General features: G+C 61.2%; 17 protein-coding genes. 7 read left to right on the top strand and 10 right to left on the bottom strand.

Annotated elements, in window-relative coordinates; translation table 11 throughout:
- Nucleotides 1-15: 15 nt before the first annotated feature.
- From TR36_RS12565 to TR36_RS12525, 10 genes are all read right to left on the bottom strand, one after another.
- Nucleotides 16-1,791, bottom strand: coding sequence for a chloride channel protein (locus TR36_RS12565; protein ID WP_062763392.1), 1,776 nt, complete (start codon nucleotides 1,789-1,791; stop codon nucleotides 16-18).
- Between the two features lie 103 nt (nucleotides 1,792-1,894).
- Complete coding sequence (locus tag TR36_RS12560; RefSeq protein ID WP_045392873.1) at nucleotides 1,895-3,373, bottom strand: sulfatase-like hydrolase/transferase; 1,479 nt, start codon at nucleotides 3,371-3,373, stop codon at nucleotides 1,895-1,897.
- Nucleotides 3,374-3,384: 11 nt separating this feature from the next.
- Nucleotides 3,385-4,593 (bottom strand): sulfatase, encoded by a 1,209-nt coding sequence (locus TR36_RS12555; RefSeq protein ID WP_045392876.1) that lies wholly within the window; start codon nucleotides 4,591-4,593, stop codon nucleotides 3,385-3,387.
- A 10-nt stretch (nucleotides 4,594-4,603) separates the two neighbouring features.
- Nucleotides 4,604-5,602, bottom strand: coding sequence for an ABC transporter ATP-binding protein (locus TR36_RS12550; RefSeq protein WP_045392879.1), 999 nt, complete (start codon nucleotides 5,600-5,602; stop codon nucleotides 4,604-4,606).
- Nucleotides 5,603-5,617: 15 nt separating this feature from the next.
- Nucleotides 5,618-5,758: a hypothetical protein gene (locus TR36_RS15945; protein WP_202814431.1), complete on the bottom strand. Its 141-nt coding sequence runs from the start codon at nucleotides 5,756-5,758 to the stop codon at nucleotides 5,618-5,620.
- Nucleotides 5,755-7,062 (bottom strand): sulfatase, encoded by a 1,308-nt coding sequence (locus TR36_RS12545; RefSeq protein WP_202814430.1) that lies wholly within the window; start codon nucleotides 7,060-7,062, stop codon nucleotides 5,755-5,757. The genes TR36_RS15945 and TR36_RS12545 overlap by 4 nt, the downstream gene beginning before the upstream one ends.
- Nucleotides 7,063-7,066: 4 nt before the next feature.
- Nucleotides 7,067-7,897 (bottom strand): carbohydrate ABC transporter permease, encoded by an 831-nt coding sequence (locus TR36_RS12540; RefSeq protein ID WP_045392882.1) that lies wholly within the window; start codon nucleotides 7,895-7,897, stop codon nucleotides 7,067-7,069.
- Complete coding sequence (locus TR36_RS12535; RefSeq protein ID WP_045392885.1) at nucleotides 7,890-8,783, bottom strand: carbohydrate ABC transporter permease; 894 nt, start codon at nucleotides 8,781-8,783, stop codon at nucleotides 7,890-7,892. Before TR36_RS12535 ends, TR36_RS12540 begins: the two co-directional genes overlap by 8 nt.
- Before the next feature lie 55 nt (nucleotides 8,784-8,838).
- Nucleotides 8,839-10,122 carry a sugar ABC transporter substrate-binding protein gene (locus TR36_RS12530; protein ID WP_153010562.1) on the bottom strand — a complete coding sequence of 428 codons (1,284 nt, stop codon included), beginning with the start codon at nucleotides 10,120-10,122 and terminating at the stop codon, nucleotides 8,839-8,841.
- 50 nt (nucleotides 10,123-10,172) lie between these two features.
- Entirely contained in the window at nucleotides 10,173-10,997 is an 825-nt protein-coding gene (locus TR36_RS12525) for a helix-turn-helix domain-containing protein (protein WP_192841355.1), read from the bottom strand.
- 880 nt (nucleotides 10,998-11,877) lie between these two features.
- On the opposite strand from TR36_RS12525, the gene TR36_RS12520 reads away from it, so the two are divergent.
- The 7 genes from TR36_RS12520 to TR36_RS12490 are packed head-to-tail and all read left to right on the top strand — an operon-like array spanning nucleotide 11,878 to nucleotide 18,426.
- Complete coding sequence (locus TR36_RS12520) at nucleotides 11,878-12,687, top strand: creatininase family protein (RefSeq protein ID WP_045392894.1); 810 nt, start codon at nucleotides 11,878-11,880, stop codon at nucleotides 12,685-12,687.
- Nucleotides 12,684-13,457, top strand: a complete 774-nt coding sequence (locus TR36_RS12515; RefSeq protein WP_045393183.1) for an ABC transporter ATP-binding protein — start codon at nucleotides 12,684-12,686, stop codon at nucleotides 13,455-13,457. Before TR36_RS12520 ends, TR36_RS12515 begins: the two co-directional genes overlap by 4 nt.
- Nucleotides 13,435-14,286, top strand: coding sequence for an ABC transporter permease (locus TR36_RS12510; RefSeq protein WP_045392898.1), 852 nt, complete (start codon nucleotides 13,435-13,437; stop codon nucleotides 14,284-14,286). Before TR36_RS12515 ends, TR36_RS12510 begins: the two co-directional genes overlap by 23 nt.
- Nucleotides 14,276-15,448: an amidohydrolase family protein gene (locus TR36_RS12505; protein ID WP_045392900.1), complete on the top strand. Its 1,173-nt coding sequence runs from the start codon at nucleotides 14,276-14,278 to the stop codon at nucleotides 15,446-15,448. The genes TR36_RS12510 and TR36_RS12505 overlap by 11 nt, the downstream gene beginning before the upstream one ends.
- Nucleotides 15,445-16,812, top strand: coding sequence for an FAD-binding oxidoreductase (locus TR36_RS12500; protein WP_062763387.1), 1,368 nt, complete (start codon nucleotides 15,445-15,447; stop codon nucleotides 16,810-16,812). Before TR36_RS12505 ends, TR36_RS12500 begins: the two co-directional genes overlap by 4 nt.
- A gap of 20 nt (nucleotides 16,813-16,832) precedes the next feature.
- Entirely contained in the window at nucleotides 16,833-17,822 is a 990-nt protein-coding gene (locus tag TR36_RS12495) for an ABC transporter substrate-binding protein (protein WP_153010561.1), read from the top strand.
- 10 nt (nucleotides 17,823-17,832) lie between these two features.
- Nucleotides 17,833-18,426, top strand: coding sequence for an NAD(P)H-dependent oxidoreductase (locus TR36_RS12490; RefSeq protein ID WP_045392906.1), 594 nt, complete (start codon nucleotides 17,833-17,835; stop codon nucleotides 18,424-18,426).

Genomic DNA, 18,426 nt, shown 5'->3' with positions numbered 1-18,426 from the left:
CGGTAGTGCGGGGGGTCAATCCCGCACGCCGGTAATATCGCGGCGCTGCTTGTCCAGCTCCTCGCTGTAACGGCGCAGGGTGTGAGCCTCGCTCAACGAACCCACGACACGCCGTTCTATCCGGTCGCTGACCACGGCAAGGGATTCCGCCTGCGTCGCCTCGAAGATACCTGCCGCCTGACGGGCGTTCATGCCGGGCAAAAGCACATCCCCCTGATGGGTAAAGAAATCCGACAGCGCCTGCCTCGGTTCGGCGGCGGCCAGATCGGCCTGCACCTCGGATACCTGCACGGTGGCGCAATAGGCCCCCTGATCATCCGTGACGATGACGCGCTGCGTCGACCCAAGGGGAAAAGCCTCACGGAATTGATCGGGCGTCATGTTGATGTTGGCGGTACGCACATCGCTGCGCATCAGGCGCCCGACGGTCAGGTTGCGGATCCATCCCACATCATGCGCACTGCGGATCGATTGTGCCCGCAGGTGGAACCGCCATGTGGTAAACGAATATCCGAAGGTTTGCCGCACGACCAGCGAGGAGGTGATGGAGGCCGCCAGTGCCAGGGCCGCGATGGGGAATTCGCCGCTGATCTCCATCGCCAGAAACGTCATGGTCAATGGCCCGCCGATCACCGCCACGCCGAACGCGCTCATCCCGATGACGGCCATCGCGGTGGGGGACAGCATTCCGGGCGCAAGCCATTCCAGCGGAACCGCCGCCGCCTTGCCCACAAGGGCCCCCAGCAGCAGCGAGGCAAAGAACAGACCGCCCCTGAATCCCGTCCCGATGGTCAGCGCGGAGGCCGCGGCCTTCAGGCAGAAAAGGCCCAGAAGGGCGGTCCAGGGAATGTCGTTCTCCAGATTGAAATGCATGGCCCCATGACCCGAAGACAGAACCTGCGGCGTGATAAGGGCCACCCCGCCCACAAGGATACCGCCCACCGCAGGCCGCAGCCATGCGGGAATGCCGCTGGCCGAGGCCAACCGCTCGGTCCGGACCACGGTCATCATGATCAGGATGCCAAGGCCCGCACAAATACCGCCCAGCACCAGCGCCGGCAGGAAATCCGGCGCGGTGATCGCACCGATGGGGCCGATCTCTATTTCGAACGACTTGCCGGACAGGCCTTGGGAAATCAGCGTGGCGGTAATGGCGGCGGCGATCACAGGCGCAAGCGATACGGTAGTGTAGCTGCCGATGATCAGCTCGAAGGCATAGAACGCGCCGGTCAGGGGCGCCCCGAAGGCCGCGGCGATCGCGCCTGCCGACCCGCAGCCGACCAGAACGCGAATATCCTCGCGGCGCAGCTTCAGCTTTATGCCAAGGGTAGAGGCGAGGCCCGAGGATAGCTGGGTATAGGCCGCCTCCAGCCCCGCCGACAGCCCGAAGCCGTTGGAGGCAAGGTTCTGTATCGACACCCAGAGGCTGTCCCCCAGCGACATGCGCCCACCATAAAGCGCATTCGCCTCAACCGGATCAACGATCCCGCCACGACGCCGCCGCAGATGCATGAACAGCGATGTCAGAAGCCCGCCCGCCACGGGCACCGCGATCAGCAACAGGCTGCGGGGCAGATCGGCCCCGCTTAGCCCCGCGTCCAGAGGAATTCCGTAAAACCGGTTGTGCAGGAACTGCGAGATGAAGCCGATGGCGCTGACCACGATGCCGGCCATCGCACCGATCAGGATGGCCAGCAGAACGAACCCGATTTCGCTGCCACGCGCGAACAGCCGGCGGCGCAGCCAGCCGATGCGTGCAGGAATGCTGATCCCGTGGCTTTTGTACGGCATTGCAGATGACTTTCGGGCAGAGAGGGTATGGGAAAGCGGGGATCGTCATGTCCAGAAGGGCCCCTGCGCGCAAATGGCGGCAGGGGCCGGATGCGCGGGCCGGTCAGGCCACAGCCGGGCGGTAGGCGCTGCGATCCTCGGTCTGGTGGTACACATCCAGCAGAGCGCGTTTCATCCGTCTTCGGGTTCCGGCATGTCCGGGGCTATCGAACAGGTTATTTAGTTCGGCAGGATCGGTCGCCAGATTGTACAACTCCCCCTCGGGCGGGCGGTCCGTATCGGGGTCACCATGCCACAGGACCAGTTTCCAATCGCCCTTGCGCAGCATCGTGGTCATGATTGCCGGATCCTCGGCAATGCCTGAATCGCGGTATTCGCACATCGCCCAATCACGCCAGCCGGCCGTATCCCCGCCCCTGGCCAGCGGCAGCAGCGATGCCCCCTGATGCTGGGCCATCCGGCCTGCCGCAGCGGCATCCAGACAGGTCGGGGCAATATCCACCCATTGCACGGGCGGCGCAACGACGGTGTCCGTCGCGATACGCAGGGGCCAACGCATAAGCAGCGGCACGCGAACGGCCGCATCATACATCATCGGCCCCTTCATCAACTGGCTGTGGTCGCCCAGCATCTCGCCATGATCAGAGGTGAAGATGACCAGCGTGTTGTCGGCCTGCCCCGATGCATCCAGCGCCGCCAGAATGCGCCCCACCTCATCATCGATGAAGGTGATCATCGCATAATAGATCGCGCGGATTTCACGGATCTCCTCGGCGGTGTAATCCTGAAAACCGGGGGCCTCGCCGCCATAAGAGGTACGCGAATATTTCTCCTGATCGGCGGGCTTTGTCCGCAATTCACCGGCAAAGCCGACGGGAAGCGGAATTTTGGCGGCATCGATACGGTCGCGGTATTCCTGCGGCACACCGAAGGGATGATGTGGATCGAAGAAATTCGCCATCATGAAGAACGGCTGGTCGCCCCGCGGGGTCCGGACGAAATCCACCACCCGCGTTGCAACCCAATGGGTATAATGGGCATGGGGTGGAACCGCATCGATCGGCGTGCCGGTGCGCGACATATTCGCGATATGGGTGTTCTCGTTCGCACCCTTTTCCGGAAAGGCAGCGGAATAGATATCGGGATAGGTCGCATGCAGCCATTTCAGATAGGCATTCTGCACCGACCGGTGGTTCTTGCCGTGCGACCAGTCCCAGACCCTGTAGCCATCATCGCGGCGGGGTTCGGTCTGCCAGCCGTCACAGGCGGCAAGATGCTGCTTGCCGACCATGCCGCAATCATATCCGGCATCGGCCAGTGTTCTGGTGAACATCTGCCGATCCTCGGGCAGGGAAACGCCATTCGCCCACAGCCCGTGATTTCGGACATACATGCCGGTGAACAGGGAGGCGCGCGATGGCCCGCAGATGGGGTTCTGGACATAGGCGTTTTCAAACCGCGCGCCCTGTGCCGCCAGCCTGTCCAGATTGGGGGTGACCGCGCCGATCGCGCCATAGCAGGACAGCGTATCGCGCCGCTGCTGGTCGGTACAGAGGATCAGGATATTGGGTCGGTCAGTCATATGGTTTCTCCTCAGAACCCGCCAAGACGGGGCTGGCTGCGATCCTCGCAGGCGATCAGGCAATCCATCATCCGGTCCATCATCCGTTCCACACGCCCGGCCTGTTCCGGCATGCTTGCCAGATCTGCCAGAAGCTCCGGATCATTCGCCACATCGTACAGCGCCGTGGCGCCGGTGCTATGGTCCAGCGCCAGCCACCACGGCCCTTCGCGATAGACGGAAACATCGGGCATACCTGCATCCGCCGCACCGCGCCGGATCGTGATGGCGAAATCGCGGGGCTGATCGGTCGTGCCGAACAATGCGCGTCCCTGATGGCGGCGACACGGGGGCAATCCGGCCGCCGCGCACAGCGTCGGGGCGATATCCACCGGCATGGCGCGATCCGCTGCGGGTACCGGATGGCCGGGCCAGCGCAGGATCAGCGGGACCCCGGTTCCCGAGGGGGTCAGGTGCTGGCCTTCCACCCCGTTCGAGGTCAGCACGACCAGCGTATCACCCGTCATTCCCCGTTCGTCCAATGCGTTCAGGATCCTCCCAAGCGAATCGTCCAGCCGGCGCAGGGCCGATTGCGGGTCCAGAAACCGCTCCATCTGCAAACCGGCCACCAGAAACCACGGCTGCCCCCTGCCCCGCGGCATGTCCAGAAATGCGGCCGCGCGATCGGCCACCCATGCGTTGAAGGAAAGGCCCGGGGAAAGCCGGGCAAGTTTGTCCAGCAGCTCGTGATCCGGCGCCGTGGCATCGGGATCACCATACCTGCCGAACAGATCCTGATGCACATCGGGCGCCGTCTTTTTCAGCCACGCCATCCATGCGTTCTGCCGCGCGCGATGGGTGGGCGAATGCGCCCATTCCCACAGCCGGTATCCATCATCATCGCGGCGTGCCTCGGTCCGCCAGCCATTGACAGGCGCAAGGTGGTTGCGCCCGATCAACCCGCAGAAATATCCGGCTGCCGCCAGTCTTTCCGACAAGAGCCTTTCGCGCAGGGGCAAAAAGGTCTCGTTCGTCCACAGGCCATGGGCCTGTGGCCAACGCCCTGTCATCAAAGTGGCCCGTGCGGGGCCGGACATCGGGTTGGCCGTCTGGCACGTCAGGGCCTTTCCCGCATCTGCCAGCCGCTGCAGGGCAGAGCCTGCCCCCGCAGCCACCAGCCCGTCGGCCCCCAGATCGGCACAATCGATCAGCAATATGTTCGGTCTGTCTATCGTCGGCATCTGCTGGCCCCTATTTCATCGTCAGGCCATCGGCATCGAACCGGTGCATGATGGCCTCGTTCGGGGTCAGCCAGACGGTATCGCCGTGATAGACGTCGATATCGCCCTGCAGGCGGGCATTCAGCTGGCCATGGTCGGTCTGCACATGCAGGAACGTGTCGGAGCCAAGATGCTCGGCCACCGTAACGCGCCCCTGCCACAGGCCCGCTTCGGTCGATACATCCAGATGTTCGGGACGAACCCCGATCGTATGCGCGCCATAGGCCGCAGCCGGTGCCCCGGAAATGAAGTTCATTTTCGGACTGCCGATGAAACCCGCCACGAACAGGTTGCGGGGGTTGTGATACAGGTCCAGCGGTGTGCCCACCTGCTCTATCCGGCCGGCATGAAGGATCACGATCTTGTCGGCCATGGTCATCGCCTCCACCTGATCATGCGTGACATAGATCATGGTCGATTCCAGCTTGGCATGCAGTTCGGTAATCTCCAGCCGCATGTTGACGCGCAGCGCGGCGTCCAGGTTCGACAGCGGTTCGTCGAACAGGAAGGCCTCGGGCTTCCGCACGATCGCGCGCCCGATTGCCACACGCTGCCGCTGCCCACCCGAAAGCTGGCCGGGCCGACGATCGAGGTAATCGGTCAGGTTCAGGACGCGGGCCGCATTCTCGACCAGACGGTCCTGTTCCTCGGCGGGCATTCCGGCCATGCGCAGCGGAAAGGCGATGTTCTTGGCAACGGTCATATGCGGGTAAAGCGCATAGCTCTGGAAAACCATCGCCAACCCGCGGCGGGCGGGTGGCAGCGCGCTTGCATCCTTGCCGTCAATCAGGATCTGTCCGCCGCTGATATCCTCCAGCCCCGCGATCATCCGCAGCAGCGTCGATTTCCCGCAGCCCGAAGGACCGACGAAAACGACAAACTCGCCGTCCTCGATCTCGAGCGACAAGGGGGGAATGACCTCGGTCGCGCCAAAGGACTTGCGAACTTCTCTAAGTGTAATCTGACCCATCTGGTCCTCCCTAATTCATGCAGGCGCGACGTTGGCACCCGAAAGTGCCTGACGGAATTGTTGTGTTTTCATATCGCTCTGGATGCGCCAGTTCAGGATCCTGTCCAGAAGATCCCGCTTTACGGATGCGCATTCGGCACTAGACCACAGGTTCACCCGTTCCCCGGATCATGGCGCAGGTCGAACAGTTGGCCTTCGGCGGAATCCACGAAATGGACCAGTTTCCATTCCTTTGACCGGACCATCGTCATGAAGGCGGTTTCGGTCAGGATCTTGTCACGGGCGTGTTCGGCAAAGACGCAGTCCCGTGCCGGAGGTGCCGTGTCCCGGAAATAGGGGCAAAGGGATTCCGCCTCCATCCATCCGGGGGGGGTGACCCCTGCTAGCTCCAGAACGGTCGGCCCCAGATCCATCAGGGAAACCAGATCATCGATGCGCCGCCCCCCGGGGATGCCAGCCCCCCAGACCACGGCAGGAACATGGACACTTTGTTCGTACATGTTCCATTTCTGCGAATGGCCGTGGTCGTTCAGGGAATCGCCATGGTCCGAGGTGAACACGATGATCGTATCCTCCAGCACGCCGCGGCGGGCCAACGCGTCGATGATCTTGCCTACCTGCGCATCGATCATGGTGACATTGGCGAAATAGTGTCGGCGCTGTCGGTCAAGCTGCGCCTCGGTCGGGTCGGTCAGGTGGACAACGGCGTCATGGTCGTTCTCCAGATGGTTCTGCCGCAAGGCCCGCAAAGGCGCAGGCTGGCTGTCCAGATCATAATCCAGAATGGCCTTCGGCATGGCAACATCATCATAACGCTCCAGATATTCCGCTGTGGGATCATAGGGCGGGTGCGGCCCCGGAATGCCGATCTGCAGAAAGAACGGCTCCTGCCCCGAATAGCGGTCCAGCCACATGCAGGCCAATTGCGGCACGAAAACATCCGAATGCAGATCCTCGGGCAGATCCCATGTGAAGGCCCCGAGGCTGTCGGCATAGGCCGCCCCCCGCCTGTGGGTCACCCGGCTGGGTTTTTCAAAGCCGCGTGTCCAGAATGCCTTGTCCCAATTGTCCAGATAGAAGGGCAGGTTCGGATGGGCGCGGTCCTTGTTTTCCACCACATGCCGTTCATGGTAGCCAAAGGCACCTTCCACAGGCCATGTGTGCATCTTGCCCACATTCACGCAGCGGTATCCTGCATCGTTCAGGTTCTGCACCCAGCAGGCCGACCACGTCTCGTCGTTCCGGAACACCCCGTTGGTATGCGGATAGGTGCCGGAAAACAGCGACGCCCGTGAGGGGGAGCAGGAGGGAGAGGTGACATAGGCACCGTCAAAGCTGGTCCCCTCTTGCACCAACCTGTCCAGATTGGGCGTTTCGACATGCGGAAAGCCAAGGGCGTTGATCGTGTCGTATCGCTGCTGATCGGTGATGATGAAAACGATATTCGGTTGTTTTTTCATGTTGTTAACCTTTCACCGCACCGCTGAGCGACTGGACAATATAGCGGTTGGCGATGACCATGACCGGGATGATGGGCAGGGTGACACAGATCGCGGCCACCGCGATGGAGCCCCAGTCCACACTGTCGGACGAAATGAAGTTCATGATCGACACAGGTGCGGTAACGGTGCTGCCGCGCGTGATGATCAGGGCAAAGAAGAAGTCGTTCCATGCGATCAGAAAGCCGAGGATCGCAGCCGCAACCACACCCGGACGGGCTGCGGGAATGACCACCAGCACCAGCGCCTTGGCCAGCGATGCACCGTCCATCAGCGCACTCTCGATCAGCTCGTTCGGGATCTGCGCGAATGTCGTCCACATCGACCACACCACCAGGGGCAGTGTCAGCGTCATATAGGCCATGATCAGGCCCGGATATGTATCGATCAGCCCCGCGTTGATATAGATCAGAAACAGCGGGATCACGAAGCCCACAGGTGGGGCCATCCGCAGCAGCAGCAGCACCCATGAGGCCACGAACTTGCCGCGCAGCCTGCTTTTGGCCAGTGCGAAGGCCGCAGGAACACCCACGATCATCGACAGGATCGTGGCGATGCCCGCCGTCAGAAAGCTGTTGAGCAATGCGCGCGGAAAGCCTGAATCGGCAATGCCCCTGAAATTGTCGAAGGTCAGGTTCGTGGGCGATTCCCAGATAGGCTCGAACAGGGCGGTGGCCGGGCGCAGCGACAGGATCAGCACCCACAGTATCGGCAGCACGGCAAAGGCCAGAAAGGCCAGCATCATCGCGATGCCCGAAGCCTTCTTGGCACGATAGGCGAAACTCTTGTCATCCATTGGTCAACCTCACGTTCAACCGGGCCACGTAAAAGCTGACGATCGCGGCGAATACGAAAAGGAACACCGCAATGGCAGCCCCGTAGGACACGTTCGAATTCTGGAATGTCTGGACATAGCCATAGAAGTTCGTGGCCTGCGTCGAACGCCCCGGACCGCCCTTTGTCATCACGAAGATCAGCGGGAAATGTTTGAGCGTGTCGATGAAGCGGAACAGGGTGACCATCAGCAGCGCAGGAAACAGCAGCGGCAGGGTAATGTAGAAAAAGCTCTGGATGCGGCTGGCACCATCAAGGGCGGATGCCTCGTCCAGATCATCGGAAATGCCGTTCAATGCGGCCAGGATCAGCAGCATCACGAACGGATAGGTGGCCCATGTGTCCGCGATCACGATTGCGGCGATGGCACCGTTCTGGGATGTCAGCATCGTGGGCACGGTAATGCCGAACAGATCGAAGAACGCATTGATGGGGGAAAGTGTGGGCGTGAAGATCGAGAGCCACACCAGTGCCACCGCGATATGCGGCACGGCATAGGGGGCCAGAAACAGGCTTCGGGCGAATTTCCACTTCGGCACGATCTTTTGCAGGCCCACCGCCACCGCCGTACCCAGCACCACCTGAAAGGCGACGCCGAGCAGGCTGAGGGCGGCCAGCACATAGACCGAGTTCACGAACCGGCGGTCCTGCCAAAGCCGGAAAAAGTTATCCAGACCGAAGTGGCCACTGGACCCCTTGATAAGATTGTAATCCGTCAACGACAGGGCAAACATCCCCATCAACGGGACAATCCCGAATGCCGTCACCGCAATCAGGGCAGGCAACAGCATGTTCCTGTAGGCGCGCGTGCTTTCAGCGCTGGCGCGACCAGCTGCTTTTGTTGTCATGATTTTATCCTGGATAATGACCTATGGGCGGTCTTTGCCCTGCAGGTGACAGGCGTCAGAAGCTCGCAAGCATCTCCATCTCGTCCTGCGCGGCTTCCAATGCATCTTCAGGTGAATACAGCCCGTTGAGCGCCCCGTTGACGTTCTCGCCGATGGCCGCACCGATTTCATCCCAGTTGGGCAGAAGCGGGCGGTAATGGCCGATCGTCTGTTCCAGCGCGGCGACCCGGACGTTCAGCAGATCCGGCTGGATATTGCCGTATTTGGTCACCAGATCCTTGTCCCGCGCAAGCGATCCGTTCACAAAATCGATGAAGGGTTCGTTTAGCGCGATCTTGCGGACGGTTTCGGTGCTTGTGGCCCAGCTGATGAAACGCGCGGCGCCGTCGGGGTTTCGGGAACTGGCGGGAATGCCCATGCCATGTACCGCGATCGCGGGCGATCTGCCGGCAGGACCGCCGGGCGGAACCGCAATGCCCATTTGGTCGGCGTACTTGCTGGTGGCCGGATCGATGATCAGGCTGACAACACCGCTGCCTTCGATCGTCATGGCCACCTGGCCGTTCTGCATGGAGGCGGTGATCTCGGGGAAATTGAAGGTGCCGACACCCTGCGGGCCGTAGTTGTTCAGAAGGTCGATGTAGATCTTCAGCGCTTCGAGGTTTTCCGGCGAATTCACGGCCGGTGTCAGATCACCCCCGACATAATCGGCAAAGAACTTGCCGCCATAAGCCCGCATGAACATCGGGAATATGAACATGTTGAAGCCCTGCCCCGGTGCCGCACGCAGGGCAACGGCGGCAACATCATCGGAGTGGATCTGTTTGGCAACGGCCAGCATATCGGCCCATGTATCGGGCGCGCCGCTGCCAACGCGGTCCAGCAGATCCTTGCGGTAGGCCATCATGCCGACGCCCGCCGCAAAGGGAACGCCCCATTGCTGCCCCGCCACCAGATAGGAATCCATCGGGCCCTTCAGCAGGTCGCTGCGGCTGGTCAGGGCATCAAGGTAATCGTCCACCGGCCTGATCCAGCTTGCCTCGCGCCATTTCTGGGCCTGGATCGCCGGGACATGCACCACATCCACCTCACCCGTGCCACCGGTGAAGGTCAGGTTGATCCGGCTTTCGAAAACATCCTGCCCCACGACATCGACATTCGCGCGAATGCCCGTTTCCTTTTCGAAATCGGCGGCGATGTTGCGCAATCCCTGCGTATAGGGCTGCGCAAACAGCATGACGTTGATTTCCCCGGTCGCAGCGCGGACCCGCATCGGTGCCGCCAGAACAGCCGCCGTCGCAGCCATACCTGACAGAGTGCCACGTCTGGTAAGCTTCATAATCGTCTCCTCCCTTTTTATTCGGGGCCTCCACCCCGTTGACCGGCCCGCTAACGCACGGGCAGACCTTCGAATGTCAGCCGCCCCTGATTGCGGGACAGCCGGTTTTCATCCGCCTCGCTTGCAAGCTGGGCCTGAAGCGTCTCCCCGACGGATAGAAGTTCGTTACGGTACAGTTCCAGCATCGCCGCCTCGTCCACCCCCTCGGCGACCTTGTCGGCAATGGACAGAAGATGCAGCAGGCTGCCATCGTGGTTGAACACGGGCATGGCAAAACGGCGGATGCCAAGGTGGTTCGGCGCGGGGTCAGACAGGAATGCTGCACCGCGGGCATCCTCGATCCGCGCGCACACCTCGGCCTCTCCCAGAATGCTGATCTTGCTGCCTTCGTCCTGCCCGGTTTGGAAAAACCCCTCAAGTGCGACCTGATCCTTCAGGTGATCCTGCGGCAGGCTGGCCAGATACAAGGTGGCCAGCGCATCCAGTTCATAGATCCCGCGCCGGAAACCGGCCTTCGCCCGGATGGAAATCTGCGGATCGGGGTGTTTCACACAGGAATGCCAAAGCAGTTCGTGCCCCACGATCACGATCACCTCCACCGAGGCGTTCACCTTCGTGGCAAGTTCGGCGATCCGTGTGTTCAGCACCGCCAGATAGCGGTCCGACATGGGCACGGTCAGCAGAAGCTGGAAGTTCGGAATGCAGTATTTCTCACTGGTCCGGAACAGGTAGCCCCGATCCGACATGGTCCGGATGATCCGGTTCAAGGTGGCCGATGACATGTCCAGATCCCGGGCGATATCCACCTGCTTCACGGGGCGGGACCCCGAAGCCATCAGATATTCCAGAATTTGCAGAGTACGCTCGGCAGACATCGACTCAAACTCCATATATGGATTTTACAAATATCATATTTGGAATTTATGTCAATTACGTAGGGTCACTTTTCGGCAGGGGTGCATGCAGATTGTGTCATACGTCAGAGATGTGGTGAATAAATGTTGATGATAAGTGCATGACATGAGGGTATTATTCATATTATTGCCCCCGACGAAATCTCTTGGCCTCTTACAGAATGGTATGTGGGTTGATGGTGTTCATAAGCCATCGGGATCAACAGGATGGCGCATGCCTCTATGTGCTTTTGACAGACGTGCCAGCGGAGCGACCGCGTCTGGCAACAGAAATCCGGCACAGCAGGAAATCGGCCCATAACGTGGCCTAAGTTTTTGTCAAATAGTATATTTTATCAGATGATCGTTATGCGGGAATGTTGACAGCCGTCAACTTTCCCGCATGACACGTCTTCTAAATTCTTTAAAAGTACTATTATTCATATAGTTATGCGCAAATCGTTTAATGCTCACAGATCGCGGGCCTCTATAGGGGTGAATAACCCAGAACATCGGCCACTGTTCGTACGAAATGCCCGCCTTGGGTAAGGTCAGTTGCCTCAACAAAGGCTGTGACGCTCCACGGTCCTAACCCTCACCAAAATGCATATATCGAATATATTTCGCCCATTTCCTGCGTTTTTCGCCCAAATAGTAACCTGAAATGACGCTCTGCCGGTTCAACAAACCATTTGGTTTGACTGATTGCACCGTTTGATGCCCCGCTCTGCTCAATCAACAGGGTTCGGATGGCATCCTTGGGGGCACAACAAGGCAACAATAGCGATCGCGCCGTGGCCACATCCGCACCCTTGGGGCCTTGGCGAACAAGGCAGTCAAACGGAATGGGGCGGGCACCGGCATGCAGCATCGATTTTGGGCAGATTATACGGCAAGGGATTTTGCAGCCCTGGACCGGCAGAACCTGATTGCGGTTCTGCCCATCGGGGCAACCGAACAGCACGGACCCCACCTGCCGCTGTCGGTGGATCAGGCGATAGTGGACGGGATCGTTGCGGCAACCGTGCCCCTGATCCCCGAAGATATTCCGGCCCTGTTCCTGCCCACGATGCCCGTTGGCAAATCGACCGAGCATACCGCCTGGCCGGGCACGCTCACGTTCTCTACCCGAACGCTGATCTCCATGTACATGGAGATCGGAGATTGCGTGGCGGCTGCGGGCGTTCGGAAGCTGGTCTTCCTGAATTCGCATGGTGGGCAGATCGCGATCATGGATATCGTCGCCCGTGATCTGCGTATCAAGCACGACATGCTGACGGTCGGTGCCAACTGGTTCGCCATGGGCACGCCCGAAGGCCTGCTGACGCCCGACGAACAGCGCTTTGGCATCCATGCGGGGGATATGGAAACATCCGTGATGCGCGCGCTGCACCCCGATCTGGTGCAGATGGATCATGCGCGCAATTTTCCGGCCTCTGTTGCCGGACTGCCCGGCCGGCATCTGGGGCTGTCACCCTCGGGCAAACTGGGATGGCAGGCGCAAGACATGAATGCCGCCGGTGCCTGCGGCGATGCCACGAAGGCGACGGCTGAAAAGGGGCAGGCATTCATCGATCATGCCGCCCGTGAAATCGTGGCGCTGCTGAGAGAGGTGCATGACACCCCGCTGTCTTTCCTTCAGACCAAAGCGGACCCGGAGGCCTATGCATGACCGCCCCCGTGATCCGGATGGACCGTGTCACGCGCCGGTTCGGGGCCAATGTTCTGGCCGTGGACAATATGACGCTGGATATCCAGCCGGGTGAATTCGTCAGTTTTCTCGGCCCGTCGGGATGCGGAAAATCGACGGCGTTGAAAATGATCGCAGGGCTGCTACCCGTCAGCGCAGGCACGATTGAAATCGCGAAATCCACCGGCGCGTCGGAACACGATCTGGCTTTCGTTTTTCAGGAGCCGACGCTGATGCCCTGGGCCACAGTGTTCGACAACGTCTTTCTGCCGCTTCGTCTGGCAGGGATGAAACGACGGGAGGCCGAGCCGCGCGTGATGGCGATCCTTGCCGAGGTGGGGCTGACCAAATTCGCGCAAAGCTATCCGCGCACCCTGTCGGGCGGGATGAAGATGCGCGTCTCCATCGCGCGGGCAATGGTTACGCGGCCGCGCATCCTGCTGATGGACGAGCCGTTTGCCGCGCTGGATGAAATGACACGGTCCAAACTGAACAACGATGTGGTCCGGCTGGCAAAGGAACTGGGGCTGACGGTCATTTTCGTCACCCATTCCGTGTTCGAGGCCGTCTATCTTTCCACCCGCATCATCGTCATGGCGGCCCGGCCGGGGCGCGTGGCGGCGGACATCCCGATGCAGACCCCGTGGCCGCGCGACGAGAACTGGCGCACCAGCCCCGCCTTTGCCACAGAAGCACAGCGCGTTTCCGATATTCTGAAAGGGACATTGCATGTCGACGACCTTGACCACTGAGGAAACAGGCGCCCCGATCAATACCGAGCAGGAGGCCCGCGAGCGGCGGGAGCGCCTGCTGTCGTGGCTGATGCCCATCGCCATGCTGGCGGCGGCCATCGGCTACTGGGAATGGGCGGTCTGGTATTTCGAGGTGCCCCGCTATCTGATCCCCGCCCCCAGCGTGATTGCGAAAACCCTGATCACGGACGGCCCGTCATTGATGGTTTCGGCGTGGTTCACGGTGAAACTCACCTTCATGTCGCTGCTGCTTGCAGTTATCGGCGGGGTCATTCTGGGCGGAATCTTTGCCCTGTCGCGCACGATCGAATTGAGCCTGTTTCCCTTTGCCGTGATCCTGCAGGTTACGCCGGTCGTGGCGATTGCCCCGCTGATCCTGATCTACGTGCATTCCACCTTTGCAGCCCTGCTGATCTGCGCCTGGATCGTCGCCTTCTTTCCTATTCTGTCGGGCACGGTGGTTGGCCTGCGCTCTGCGGATCATAACCTGCGCGATCTGTTTACCTTGTATCGCGCGACGCCGTGGCAGCGCCTGCGCTTTCTTCTGGCCCCTTCGGCGCTGCCGCAGTTCATGTCGGCGCTCAAGGTGGCGGGCGGTCTGTCGCTGATCGGTGCGGTTGTGGCCGAATTCGTGGCAGGGGCTGCGGGGCAGAATACGGGTCTGGCCAGCCGGATCATCGAATCCTCCTTTCGCAGTGAAATCCCGCGGATGTTTGCGGCCCTGGTGCTGGTGTCCCTGCTGGGGATCGTCATCTTCTTTCTGACGTCATGGGCGTCGCGCCGCGTTCTGGGGCATTGGCACGAAAGCGAGCTGCGCCGTGAGCATTGATCTTTCCCGTATCGACATTGGTGGCCGGACGGTGGCACTGACCATGGCCGGGGGGCGGATCGCCGCCATCACGCCCACCGCAGGGCCCGCCACCGCCGTCGCCATGCCCCTGCCCGTCGATCCGCATCTGCATCTGGACAAGACATTCACGATCCGCCGCTGCCCCACCATAAAGCCGGGCCTGTTCGGCGCGATCGAGGCCATCCGCGCCGATGCTGAGGGCTGGACCGCTGCGGATGTGTATGAACGGGCGGCGCGCGGCGTGGCCGAGGCCCGTTCCCACGGTCTGACCGCATTGCGCACCCATGTGGATTGGGTACAGCCTGCCGCCCCCGTGGCATGGAACGCGCTGGCCGACCTTGCAACGGATTGGACAGGGCGGATGACAATCCAGCGCGCGGTACTGGTTCCGCTCGATTTGCTGGGTGATCCCGAGGAAGGGCCGAAGATCGCGCGGCAAGTGGCCGATGGCGGCGGTGTTCTGGGATGCTTCGTCTATTGCAACGATGATCTTGCCGCAAAGGTGGAGCGTGTTTTCCGCCTTGCGGGTCAGTACGGCATGATGCTGGATTTCCATGTGGACGAAGGGCTGTCGGCGGATGCGTGCGGCTTTGATACCATCGTGGCGATGACGGCGAAATACGCCATGGCGGGCCGCGTGCTTTGCGGCCATGCCTGCTCGCTCTCGGTCAGGCCGGCAGAGGATGCGGCCCGTGCCATGGATGCTGCCGCACGCGCGGGGGTCATGCTGACCGTGCTGCCCACAACGAACCTGCACCTGCAGGATATGCAGCCCGGCCGCAGCCCGCGCCTGCGCGGCCTTGCCCCCATGCACGAACTGCGGGCGGCAGGGGTGACCGTGGTGCTGGGGGCCGACAACGTTGCCGATCCGTTCTACCCCCGCGGGTGCTATGATCCGGTCGAAACGCTCCGGCTGGCGTGTCTGGCGGGCCATTTGGAACCCGCGGAATGGGTGCGTGCCATTTCGACCGATGCCGCCCGTGCGATGGGGCTGCCCGAACCCGAACTGGCCGTCGGCGCCGCTGCGGATCTGCTGCTGATTGCAGGTGCCGATTGGGGCGAGGCCCTGCGCGCCCCCCACACAGAGCGCCGCATCATCAGGGCCGGCCAGAACCAGACCATAGCAAAGGACGCCGCATGACAGTTTCCCCAGACCGTATCGCGGCATTCCGCGCCGAAATTGGCGGTATTGCCTGTCAGGACCAAGAACGGGTTTTGCAGGTGAAGTCGAAGGATTATTACTGGTACTCCCAGATCCTGACCGAACAGCTTGACGGCAAACTGGGCCAGATCCTTGTCCTTCCCACCACCGAGGCAGAGGTGGTCACCATTGCCGCAGCCGCCGCAAAACACCGTATCCCGATCACCGTGCGCGGCGGTGGCACCGGCAATTACGGCCAATGCGTCCCGATGGAGGGGGGCATCATCCTTGACATGACCAAGCTGAACCGCGTGCTGGAAATCACCGATGGCCGCATGGTGTGCGAGGCGGGGGCACGGATCGAGGCGCTGGAAACTGCCGCGGCGGCCACGGGCCAGATGCTGACCATGTTCCCCTCGACCAAGCGGCTGGCCACGATCGGCGGCTTCATGTCCGGTGGGTCGGGCGGCATCGGATCATTGCGCAACGGCATGCTGCGCGACGGAGGCAATGTCACCTATGTGCGCGTCGTAACGGTCGAGGAAGAGCCGCAGCTCATCGACCTGCACGGGCCCGACATCCTGAAGGTGCAGCATGCCTATGGCACCAACGGCATCATCACGGCCATGGATTACGCGCTGATGCCCTTCGTGGACTGGCAGCACACGATCGCCCTGTTCGACGGGTATGACGCCGCCCTTTCCTGCGCTGCGGATGCACAGGAAAGCGGGATCGACGCCTATCTGATGACAGTGGTGGAGCGCCGTTTCGCGCGGTTCTACAAGCGGGTGGCGGAATATTTCCCTTCGGATCGCGATGCGGTCTTTGCCATGATCGCCCCCGCCGATGTGGAGGCCTTTGCCGCGAAGGTCGTGGCCCATGGCGGTCATGTGACCGTGTCGAAATCCCTGCCGGATCTGGAGGCGGCGAAGCTGCCCCCCACGTGGGAGTTCGGCTGGAACCACACCACATTGCAGGCGCTGAAACATGAACGCGGGGAATGGACCTATCTGCAGGTGGCCTATCCGCGCCCCTTTGACCCTGCGCTGGCCCTGCGACAGCAGCAACGCTATGGCGAAGAGCTGTATTTCCACCACGAGATGGCCCGCATGGACGGCGACATCCAGATTTTTGCCTTGCCGATCCTGCGGTGGACCAGCCGCGAACGCACCTACGAAATCATCGAGGAGATGGAGCGTCTGGACGGCTGCACGATCTTCGATCCGCATGCCATCACCATCGAGGACGGCGGAATGAAGGAAATCGATACGGCGCAGATCGATTTCAAGAAACGCGCCGACCCCCACGGATTGATGAACCCCGGAAAAACACGGGGATGGACCGCCGATATGGCAAAAGACTGATCCAACACAGGAAAACACAGATGATGAAGCACTGGACTATTACGGCCATTGCCGCCACCTTTGCCACAGGGGCCATGGCGCAGGACAAGGTGGTTTTCGCAACGAACTGGCTGGCACAGGGTGGCCAGGGCGGCTTTTATCAGGCGCTGGCCGATGGCACCTACGACAAATACGGGCTTGATGTCGAAATCCAGCAGGGCGGCCCGCAGGTGAACAACCGCCCGATGCTGGCAGCGGGCCGTATCGATTTTCTGATGACCGGCAACCTGCTGCTGTCCTTCGATAACGTGCGCAATGAAATCCCCACGATCGTCGTGGCCTCCTACTACGAAAAGGACCCGCAGGTTCTGATCGCGCACAAGGGCCAGTACGACGGCTGGGATGATCTGGCGAATGCGCCGGAGGTGCTGGTCAGCAAGGATGGCCAGTTCAGCTACTGGCAGTGGATGACCGCCACGCAGGGGTTCACCGACGAACAGCTTCGTCCCTATGGCTATAATCTTGCCGCCTTTCTGAACGATGAAAAGATGGTGCAGCAGGGTTACGCCACATCCGAACCGCTGTATGCCGAACAGCAGGGCGCACCGGTGGATACCTTCCTGCTGGCTGATTACGGCTGGAACACCTATGCCTCCACGGTCGAGGCGCGGGTGGATATGGTCGAGAACAACCCCGATCTGGTGCAGCGGTTCATCGATGCCTCGACCATCGGCTGGTACAATTACCTGTACAACGATCCGACGCTTGGCAATGAGGCGATCATGGCGGCCAACCCGGACATGACGGCCGAGGGGCTGGACGCCGAGGTGAAGCAGCTGCTGGCGATGGGCATCGTCGGATCCGGCTATCAGGCCGAGGTCGGTATCGGGGCGATCGACATGGACCGGGTGCAGAGCTTTTACGATACCGTGGTTGCAGCGGGCATTCTGGATGAGGGGTCGGTCGATATCTCCAAGGTCGCCACGGACCAATTCGTCAACCAAAAGGTTGGCATGGACCTGATGAAGTAACGGCCCCGACATGCGCCTGCTCGTCGTTTTTGCGCACCCCAGCCTTCAAAGCTATGGCGCTGCCCTTTATGAAACCGCCTGCCGCACCCTGCGTGCGGCGGGCCATGATCTGCGCTGCCACGATCTGTACCGGGAGGGGTTCAACCCCGTCCTGTCGGAAGAGGAATGGGCCGGATATCTGGACCGTACCGACAGGATCATCGCCAAGCACCCCGATCATGTGGCGGATGTGCAATGGGCCGAAGGGATCGTGGTGATCTATCCCACATGGTATTATGGCCCCCCCGCCATGCTGAAGGGATGGCTGGAACGCGTCTGGCTGCCGGGCATCACGTTCGAGATTGCCGAAGGCAAGCAGCGGCGGACCAAGCCGAAAATGTCCCATATCCGCCTGTTCGTGGGGATCACGACCTCGGGCAGTCCGTGGTGGTGGATCCGGCTGATCCGTGATCCCGGACGCAGCCTGTGGACGCGCGGGTTGCGCATCCTGTTCAATCGGCGGTGCAAGGTGGTGTGGCAACAGTTGTACAACATGAACCACACGACGGATGCCGATCGCGCGGCCTTCTTGACGAAAGTAGAACGCCGGTTGGCGGCATTGTAG

It is taken from the genome of Falsirhodobacter sp. alg1 (assembly GCF_000739715.2).
Taxonomy (GTDB): Bacteria; Pseudomonadota; Alphaproteobacteria; order Rhodobacterales; family Rhodobacteraceae; genus Falsirhodobacter.
Note: the sequence above shows the minus strand (reverse complement) of the source record. Positions and strands in the feature narration are given on the sequence as shown.

Excerpts from the sequence above, each read along its gene's own strand:
- TR36_RS12565 (WP_062763392.1), bottom strand. The coding sequence starts at position 1,791 with ATGCCGTACAAAAGCCACGGGATCAGCATTCCTGCACGCATCGGCTGG.
- TR36_RS12560 (WP_045392873.1), bottom strand. The coding sequence starts at position 3,373 with ATGACTGACCGACCCAATATCCTGATCCTCTGTACCGACCAGCAGCGG.
- TR36_RS12555 (WP_045392876.1), bottom strand. The coding sequence starts at position 4,593 with ATGCCGACGATAGACAGACCGAACATATTGCTGATCGATTGTGCCGAT.
- TR36_RS12550 (WP_045392879.1), bottom strand. The coding sequence starts at position 5,602 with ATGGGTCAGATTACACTTAGAGAAGTTCGCAAGTCCTTTGGCGCGACC.
- TR36_RS12545 (WP_202814430.1), bottom strand. The coding sequence starts at position 7,062 with ATGAAAAAACAACCGAATATCGTTTTCATCATCACCGATCAGCAGCGA.
- TR36_RS12540 (WP_045392882.1), bottom strand. The coding sequence starts at position 7,897 with ATGGATGACAAGAGTTTCGCCTATCGTGCCAAGAAGGCTTCGGGCATC.
- TR36_RS12535 (WP_045392885.1), bottom strand. The coding sequence starts at position 8,783 with ATGACAACAAAAGCAGCTGGTCGCGCCAGCGCTGAAAGCACGCGCGCC.
- TR36_RS12530 (WP_153010562.1), bottom strand. The coding sequence starts at position 10,122 with ATGAAGCTTACCAGACGTGGCACTCTGTCAGGTATGGCTGCGACGGCG.
- TR36_RS12525 (WP_192841355.1), bottom strand. The coding sequence starts at position 10,997 with ATGTCTGCCGAGCGTACTCTGCAAATTCTGGAATATCTGATGGCTTCG.
- TR36_RS12520 (WP_045392894.1), top strand. The coding sequence starts at position 11,878 with ATGCAGCATCGATTTTGGGCAGATTATACGGCAAGGGATTTTGCAGCC.
- TR36_RS12515 (WP_045393183.1), top strand. The coding sequence starts at position 12,684 with ATGACCGCCCCCGTGATCCGGATGGACCGTGTCACGCGCCGGTTCGGG.
- TR36_RS12510 (WP_045392898.1), top strand. The coding sequence starts at position 13,435 with ATGTCGACGACCTTGACCACTGAGGAAACAGGCGCCCCGATCAATACC.
- TR36_RS12500 (WP_062763387.1), top strand. The coding sequence starts at position 15,445 with ATGACAGTTTCCCCAGACCGTATCGCGGCATTCCGCGCCGAAATTGGC.
- TR36_RS12495 (WP_153010561.1), top strand. The coding sequence starts at position 16,833 with ATGATGAAGCACTGGACTATTACGGCCATTGCCGCCACCTTTGCCACA.
- TR36_RS12490 (WP_045392906.1), top strand. The coding sequence starts at position 17,833 with ATGCGCCTGCTCGTCGTTTTTGCGCACCCCAGCCTTCAAAGCTATGGC.